8 protein-coding genes and 1 tRNA gene are annotated in these 6,707 nt (G+C 57.7%); 4 read left to right on the top strand and 5 right to left on the bottom strand.

Going from position 1 to position 6,707, the window contains the following annotated elements; all coding sequences use genetic code 11:
• A partial coding sequence (locus IU397_RS22895) for a transposase (RefSeq protein ID WP_204417935.1) occupies positions 1-165 on the bottom strand: 165 nt, incomplete at its 3' end.
• A 302-nt stretch (positions 166-467) separates the two neighbouring features.
• Here IU397_RS22895 and IU397_RS22890 point away from each other — a divergent pair.
• Positions 468-854, top strand: a complete 387-nt coding sequence (locus tag IU397_RS22890) for a hypothetical protein (protein ID WP_204417934.1) — start codon at positions 468-470, stop codon at positions 852-854.
• 8 nt (positions 855-862) lie between these two features.
• On the opposite strand, the gene IU397_RS22885 is transcribed toward IU397_RS22890, so the two are convergent.
• A tRNA-Arg gene (locus tag IU397_RS22885) sits at positions 863-939 on the bottom strand.
• Positions 940-1,039: 100 nt separating this feature from the next.
• The gene (locus IU397_RS22880) at positions 1,040-1,459 is read right to left on the bottom strand and encodes a VOC family protein (protein ID WP_204417933.1); all 420 of its coding nucleotides are present in this window, start codon (positions 1,457-1,459) and stop codon (positions 1,040-1,042) included.
• 11 nt (positions 1,460-1,470) lie between these two features.
• On the opposite strand from IU397_RS22880, the gene IU397_RS22875 reads away from it, so the two are divergent.
• A complete protein-coding gene (locus tag IU397_RS22875; protein WP_204417932.1) occupies positions 1,471-2,274 on the top strand; it encodes a MaoC family dehydratase N-terminal domain-containing protein in 804 nt (267 codons plus the stop codon).
• A 35-nt stretch (positions 2,275-2,309) separates the two neighbouring features.
• Here IU397_RS22875 and IU397_RS22870 read toward each other — a convergent pair whose 3' ends face one another.
• The gene (locus IU397_RS22870) at positions 2,310-3,119 is read right to left on the bottom strand and encodes a DUF4198 domain-containing protein (RefSeq protein ID WP_204417931.1); all 810 of its coding nucleotides are present in this window, start codon (positions 3,117-3,119) and stop codon (positions 2,310-2,312) included.
• Between IU397_RS22870 and IU397_RS22865 the strand changes: the two genes are divergently transcribed.
• Together IU397_RS22865 and choX are read left to right on the top strand one after the other, a co-directional pair.
• A complete protein-coding gene (locus IU397_RS22865; protein ID WP_204417930.1) occupies positions 3,109-4,302 on the top strand; it encodes a HupE/UreJ family protein in 1,194 nt (397 codons plus the stop codon). The two genes, IU397_RS22870 and IU397_RS22865, sit on opposite strands and share 11 nt — an antisense overlap.
• Positions 4,303-4,362: 60 nt before the next feature.
• On the top strand, positions 4,363-5,292 hold the full coding sequence (choX, locus tag IU397_RS22860) for a choline ABC transporter substrate-binding protein (protein ID WP_204417929.1): 930 nt from the start codon (positions 4,363-4,365) through the stop codon (positions 5,290-5,292).
• A 50-nt stretch (positions 5,293-5,342) separates the two neighbouring features.
• Here the strand turns inward: choX and IU397_RS22855 are convergent, their stop codons facing one another.
• The gene (locus IU397_RS22855; protein ID WP_204417927.1) at positions 5,343-6,485 is read right to left on the bottom strand and encodes a heme-binding protein; all 1,143 of its coding nucleotides are present in this window, start codon (positions 6,483-6,485) and stop codon (positions 5,343-5,345) included.
• Positions 6,486-6,707: the final 222 nt, after the last annotated feature.

Below are 6,707 nucleotides of genomic sequence, written 5' to 3'. Positions count from 1 at the left end.
ATCCTCTTGCGAAACCACTTCCGTGTCTCGGTGCGCCGTAATCCATTTGTGCAGCGTCGACATGCCAACACCCAGATCGTCGGCCACTTGCTTACGCGTAAGCCCACTGGTCAGCGCGATACGTACCGCATCCTGGCGGAATGCGTCCGTCCGTTTCAGTCCCATAGTCCGTCTCCTTTGTTGCAGTAAATGCTATCAAAGGAGCGGCATCAAATCGCGACAAGTCCAGTTGGTTGTACGAAAAATTGGAACATCTCAATGCTGCGGGCCGTCTTCCCGGTGTAAACGTTCGTTACTGCTATGGGTCGAAGGGGCAAAAAGGTATGGAATTACCCCGGTTTCGTGAGGTACGGGTTCCTCGTTCTCGGCATGAAACAGACTCTCCTTCATCAGTGAAAAAGTGTCCATAAAACCGGGGGAGAAGTCTCAATTCCGTTCAACGGGCACTTCCGGATTTTGCCTCTGGCATGCAACGTGATCTTGATTTTCTTTGCGCCGCGCTGGATGCACGCTTGGATAAACACATGACATGGATCACGACGGCCTTTGAAACGTCGCGGAGCGTGAAGGCTGCCGGACAATGGTTTGCAGCTAAGACACGTGCCGCTGGCATCCATGGCAGGACCGCATACGGCTTAAGGAAGAGCCGGTCCAGAGCCTTGGCCGAGGCGGGCGGAACATCTGTTCAAATTGGCGCATGGACAGGCCATGAAAGTCTGTCCGAGATCGAGCGCTGTATTCGCGGTCTTAACAAAAGAAAGGTGCTCAGCGGCACGGAAACGGAACAAAAAGTTCCAACTTCCGCGACCAAAGTTCCAACTCAACCAAAAAATACGGTAGAATCAAACGCTTGAAAAAGCGCTGGTGACCCCGACAGGATTTGAACCTGTGACCTACCGCTTAGGAGGCGGTCGCTCTATCCAGCTGAGCTACGAGGCCATGCGGATGTTCATATCCTGATCGGGACGTGGAACCAAGCCGGAATGACAGTGGGGCTGCCCGGCGTTTTACGTATCGCCCTTTGCCCCCCGGCCACGGGTCACATCTGGTTTGATATCTCGATCAGGTTCCCATCTGGATCCCGGATGTAGAGAGAGGTGAGCGGCCCCGCCGCGCCGGTTCGTGGGACCGGACCCTCTTCGACCGTGATGCCGCATTCAGATAGATGGGCCTGCCAGGCAGCCAGCAACGTATCGGATAGAAAACAAAGATCAGCAGATCCGGGCAATGGTGCAGCGGCTTTTGGCTCAAACGGCGCGCTCGCAGGATGCAAATTGATCTTCTGTTTGCCAAATCCCAGAGCCAGACGTTCTGGGCCCGTCGCGGGTTGAAATTGGATCACTCGCATCCCCAGCACAGTGCGATAGAAGGTGACGGTCCGGTCCAGATCCGTCACAGTAAGGACGAGATGATCAAGGCTTTGGACGCTGATCGATATGGCGGAGCCTTTCGAAAACATGAGGACATAATATGTATGACGCGGTGGGCCGAACACAAACCGTGACCTGTGCGCTGGATCCTGCGCGGGCCATTGCGCTGCACCATATCTTGGGTTGCGACGGGCCAGCACCAGAAGCGGGCACGCCATTGCCGCCTTTTTTCCATCAGGTCTATTTCTGGAATGTTCAACCAGCAGCGGCTCTGGGTCGTGACGGTCATCCGGCGACAGGCGGGTTCATCCCCGATCTTGGCTTGCCCCGCCGTATGTGGGCCGGGGGGCGCCTGACGTTTGAGGCACCGCTTCGCACGGGACGCCCTGCGCAGAAAACCACTGTGATTGAGGATGTGCATCACAAGCAGGGTCGTGTCGGGCCGCTGGCCTTTGTCACACTTCGCCATGAGATCCGACAAGACGATACCCTTTGTGTGACGGAATGGCAGGACCTCGTTTACCTCGCGGATCAGGGACCGAGCCCCACGCAAACCGCCGCTCCGCAGGCACCGGAACCAGCAACATCGCAGAGCTTGGACCAGCTGACCTCCACACTTTTGTTTCGCTACTCCGCCTTGACGATGAACGGTCACCGGATCCACTACGACGCCGATTACGCCCGCAATGTCGAACGGTATACCGGGCTTGTGGTACACGGACCGCTGCTTGCGCAACTTTTGATGCTCAAGGCGGCGGAACAGGGGCCGCTATCCAGTTTTTCATTCCGTGGGACATCGCCCTTAACCTTGGGTGAACAGGCAATCCTGGCCCGAGATGGCGACCGCTACTGGATTGCTGGGGCGGATAACCGGTTATGCATGCGCGGTACCACAGCCATGTAAGCCACCACTCACCCGAAGTCATGGGGCGCTGCACGTCAACTTGGAACGGCAAAGGTGAGCGAGGCCCAGAGCGTGTGCCAAACCGGACCAGCCTTGGGATCGTCATTTCCGGTGGACCGCAAGACGACGGCATCTGCGAGGTATTCATGCCCCGGTTTCACCGGCAGTACGGCGCGACCGTCATCATCTGTGCGGTGCAGCGTCACCACGACAGCGCCATCGGGCGCTTTTTCGAACAACTCGACCTGCACATTCGGGCGCGGCTTACCCTCATACAAGACGTCGATTGCCATGCCGCCCGCGATGTCATCCGTGTAGGGATTGGTAACGGCTATGATTTCGGTCTCCATCCCCACGGGTGCATCCTGCCCGGTACCATTGCCAACGGCGATCAGGCTTTTGGCATGACGGCGATAGCTTTCGACAAAACCGCTCTCCGGCAGTCCGCGGGCCTTGTGGGTGTCCAACGCGCCACGGAAATCCTTGTGCGCGACAAATTTTTGAAACTTTGCCCATTCCTTGTACGTCAATGTGCTGTCGGAGGTCTGATGCACGATCACCATCAGGCCTTCGCCGGGGGCCGCCATATTCAGGGCGGGGCGGTCTCCCATGCGCGCGGGCACGGGTTCTGTGCCGCTTGATGTGACGTACTCAAACCGCTCGGCGCGGAAATCGATATAGGCATAGGCAGCACCTTTGAGATTTTCACCCACGCGCAGTTCGGCAGTTATGGCCTCTCCGACTGGAACCACGTATCTGCCGGGCGAGATCCAGAATTCGTGGGACAGGGCCGGGTTGGATAAGGCCAGTCCCAGCATCATCACGGGGGAAAACATGGTGCGCATCGCGACACTCCTTCAACTATGGGTCAAGCTGACCTATGTTTTGATACTGTCAACCGTTTTGGGGGTCGCGGCGGCGTCAGCCCATGAAGTGCGGCCTTCGGTGGCTGATATCACCATTTCCCCGGACCGGGTCGAGATGACGGTCCAATTGACGGCAGAAGCGCTTTTGGCCGGCGTCGATCTTTCAACGGTTGACGACACGAATGACGCACCCGAGGCCGAGGAATATGATGCCTTGCGTGCCGTGTCGGCAGAGGATCTGGCAGAGCGGTTTCGCATCGCCTGGCCCGAACTGTCGATGCGTTTCGATCTGCGCACCGGTGACACCCGTCTGGATCTGGAGCTTGAGACGGTCACGGTTTCCGAAGAGCCGGATTTGGACGTGCCGCGCGACAGCACTGTGATCTTGAGCACTCCGTTACCTGCGGGCGATGATCCGGTCACCGTGGCTTGGGACGCGACCCTTGGTGCGCTCGTCCTGCGCCAGACGGGCGGTGGAGAGGACGCATATACCGGGTACCTAGAGCAGGGTGCCCGAAGCGAACCGTTGCCCCGTGACGGCGCGTTGACCGAGGGGATCGGGTCCGTTGTCGCGCGCTACATCATCCTGGGATTTGAGCATATTGTGCCCAAGGGGCTGGACCATATCCTGTTCGTACTAGGGCTCTTTTTCTTTTCGCTCAGGCTCGGTCCCATCCTTTGGCAGGTCTCGGCCTTCACCCTGGCCCATACGGTCACCCTGGCATTGGCCAGCCTTGGCTATGTCTCGATCCCCGGCAGCATCGTGGAGCCATTGATTGCAGCTTCCATCGTCTATGTTGCAGTCGAAAATATTCTGCGGCCGCAATTGGGTTGGTGGCGCACGGCCCTGGTTTTTGGCTTTGGGCTGCTGCATGGCCTGGGCTTTGCTAGTGTGCTGGGCGATATCGGTTTGGATCCGGCGCGGTTCATCACTGGCCTCATTGCGTTCAATATCGGTGTGGAACTGGGGCAACTGGCGGTGATCGCCGCAGCCTTCCTGGCCGTTGCCGCCGCTCAGGCCGTTTTGCGGCGCGAGGCGATGCCCGGGGTCGGCATCACAATGGGTGTGCAGGATACCGTCTATCGCTCCATCTCGGTCGTCGGGTCGATCCTGATTGCGCTGGCCGGTGCCCGGTGGGTGGTCGAGCGCACCCTGCTTTGAACGGTTGCAATCCTGGCACGGGCCAGCATTAACTCTGCGCAATAAAAGAAGGGGAGAACGATGATAACGATGAAGACAACGACCTCGGCGCTTGCGCTGACCTTGCTTGCCGGTACTGCGCTGGCAGATTGCGGGACGGTGACCTTTTCCGATGTAGGCTGGACGGACATCACCGCCACGACGGCAGCGACCACCGTTATGCTGGACGCACTCGGCTATGAAACAGACATCAAGGTGCTATCAGTCCCGGTCACCTATACCTCGATGGCGTCTGGCGATATCGACGTGTTTCTGGGCAACTGGATGCCCACGATGGAGGCGGATATCGCCCCTTACCGTGAGGCTGGTACGGTTGACACCCTGCGCGCCAACCTGGAAGGCGCGAAATACACACTCGCCACCAATGCCGCCGGTGCCGCCCTCGGGATCAAGGATTTTGCCGATATCGCGGCCCATGCCGATGCGTTGGACCAGACGATTTATGGCATTGAACCCGGCAACGATGGCAACCGTCTTATCATGGATATGATCGCCGCAGATGCGTTCGGCCTGACGGAGTTCGAGGTCAAGGAAAGTTCGGAACAGGGGATGCTGTCACAGGTTGCGCGCGCCGATGGCCGCGATGAACCGGTCGTCTTTCTGGGATGGGAGCCACATCCCATGAATGCCAGTTTTGACCTGACTTACCTGACCGGGGGCGATGATTTCTTTGGTCCCAACCTCGGTGGTGCCACTGTCTATACCAATACGCGCGCCGGATTTGCCGCCGAATGCCCGAATGTCGGCAGGCTGCTGCAAAACCTTGAATTCACGCTGGCCATGGAAAACGAGATCATGGGGGCCATTCTGAATGATGGCACCGATCCCGACAAAGCCGCTACAGCCTGGATCAAGGCGAACCCGGAACAGGCGATGGCCTGGCTTGAGGGAGTGACCACCGAAGATGGCGGTAACGCGGCAGAGGCTGTGATAGCAGCCTTGGGTTTGTAATTGAAAGGGTCGCGCGCAGATCTGCGCGCGACCACCACGGGTGCCTTGCGCTAGATGTGGGGTACCACGACCATGGTTTTATCGGCCGCCTGATCTGGCTCCTCAATTTTTTCCATCATGTTGATCGAGATATGGGGCCACCGGACCAGGCCAGGCTTGCCATCGCGCCTGTCAAAGAAATCCAGGAAAATGAATTGCGAATAGGCCATGACGAGTTTTGGCTGGCCGTGCTGGTCTGTCTCCTCCAGTTCCATGATCCAGAAGGTCGAGCGCATGACAGCCGCATCCGCCTGCCGCTCAATGAAGGGGATGTTAACGATCCCGGCTTCCATATCATCTGTATCCATCTGCAAGATCGTCGTCCGGACCACGTTGTTCGGCAGCCCGATCTGCAACAGTTGGTTGGAATTGCCCGGCCCAAAGCCCGGGAAACCCGGTGCAGTCACGACGCCAGTGAACGGGTGCTTCAGGAAGTGATGATAGGGCAATAGATAATTGGTGGGGTCCTGAACGGGATCCACATTCTCAACCGCCAGCTTCACGTCATCGGTCAGACCTTCGGGAAAGGCGCTTAGGTCGCCTATTGTGGGCGGTCCGTCGATCACCTGTGACCTGCCGATTGCATTGGCGGCATTCCCGTGGGGGATCGTGGCAAGCCGGCAGATATCAAACCCTTCAACTCGCTGTTCTTTCATGTGCAAAAACAGGCCAGGCTCATGGTGAATGGGCAAACCGGAACCACCCGCCTGACTGCTGATGGCGAAATCCTCGGCCGCGATCTGGGCGATCATCTGTTCGTAATCCAGCGCGGCGATCCGTTGATCGGCATTCTGGGCGGGACGCCCATGGGTGATGCCACGATTGGGCACGTTGTCATCGACTTTTGAGAATTTCAGAACCTCGTTATACTGGTTCATCAATACGCGGTAGTTGCGGAACTGGCCCTCCTGGGCAAAGGGCAGGGCGATGATGTTCCAGCCGCGCCCGTCAAACGGGCTTTGCCCGGCACCTGTCAGCGTACCCTCGCCTTGGAAGGCATTCGTGCCGCCATCGGGATCTTCCAGCCGATGGTCGGGGCGGATATTGGCCCACGTCCCAGGCAGCAATTTGAGCGGGCCCAGCCCGTCATCACCCGATTTCGCGATTTTGATTTCACGGCTACTGTCAACCGTATTCGGTTCATATTCGTTCATGTTAAATCCAGCTCTAATAATAAGCGTCGTAAATGATCGGTGCTTAAAAATGATGCATCGATGCGCGAAACATAACATAAAATAGCCGGCTTGAAAACCGTAGCCGCAAAGCTAAAATGTCACCCATGAGCAATTCAGGAATGTCACTCTGCCCTCAAAAATCATTGATGGTGAGCGGACATGGGATGGGTGGTTATGAGCGAGCGCGAGTTGAACCGCGTG

The organism is Actibacterium sp. 188UL27-1, assembly GCF_016901225.1.
Classification (GTDB): Bacteria; Pseudomonadota; Alphaproteobacteria; order Rhodobacterales; family Rhodobacteraceae; genus 188UL27-1.
The sequence above is the reverse complement of the archived record's forward strand: the minus strand, read 5'-3'. Positions and strand labels throughout refer to the sequence as shown.

Excerpts from the sequence above, each read along its gene's own strand:
- IU397_RS22890 (WP_204417934.1), top strand. The coding sequence starts at position 468 with ATGCAACGTGATCTTGATTTTCTTTGCGCCGCGCTGGATGCACGCTTG.
- IU397_RS22880 (WP_204417933.1), bottom strand. The coding sequence starts at position 1,459 with ATGTTTTCGAAAGGCTCCGCCATATCGATCAGCGTCCAAAGCCTTGAT.
- IU397_RS22875 (WP_204417932.1), top strand. The coding sequence starts at position 1,471 with ATGTATGACGCGGTGGGCCGAACACAAACCGTGACCTGTGCGCTGGAT.
- IU397_RS22865 (WP_204417930.1), top strand. The coding sequence starts at position 3,109 with ATGGTGCGCATCGCGACACTCCTTCAACTATGGGTCAAGCTGACCTAT.
- IU397_RS22870 (WP_204417931.1), bottom strand. The coding sequence starts at position 3,119 with ATGCGCACCATGTTTTCCCCCGTGATGATGCTGGGACTGGCCTTATCC.
- choX (WP_204417929.1), top strand. The coding sequence starts at position 4,363 with ATGATAACGATGAAGACAACGACCTCGGCGCTTGCGCTGACCTTGCTT.
- IU397_RS22855 (WP_204417927.1), bottom strand. The coding sequence starts at position 6,485 with ATGAACGAATATGAACCGAATACGGTTGACAGTAGCCGTGAAATCAAA.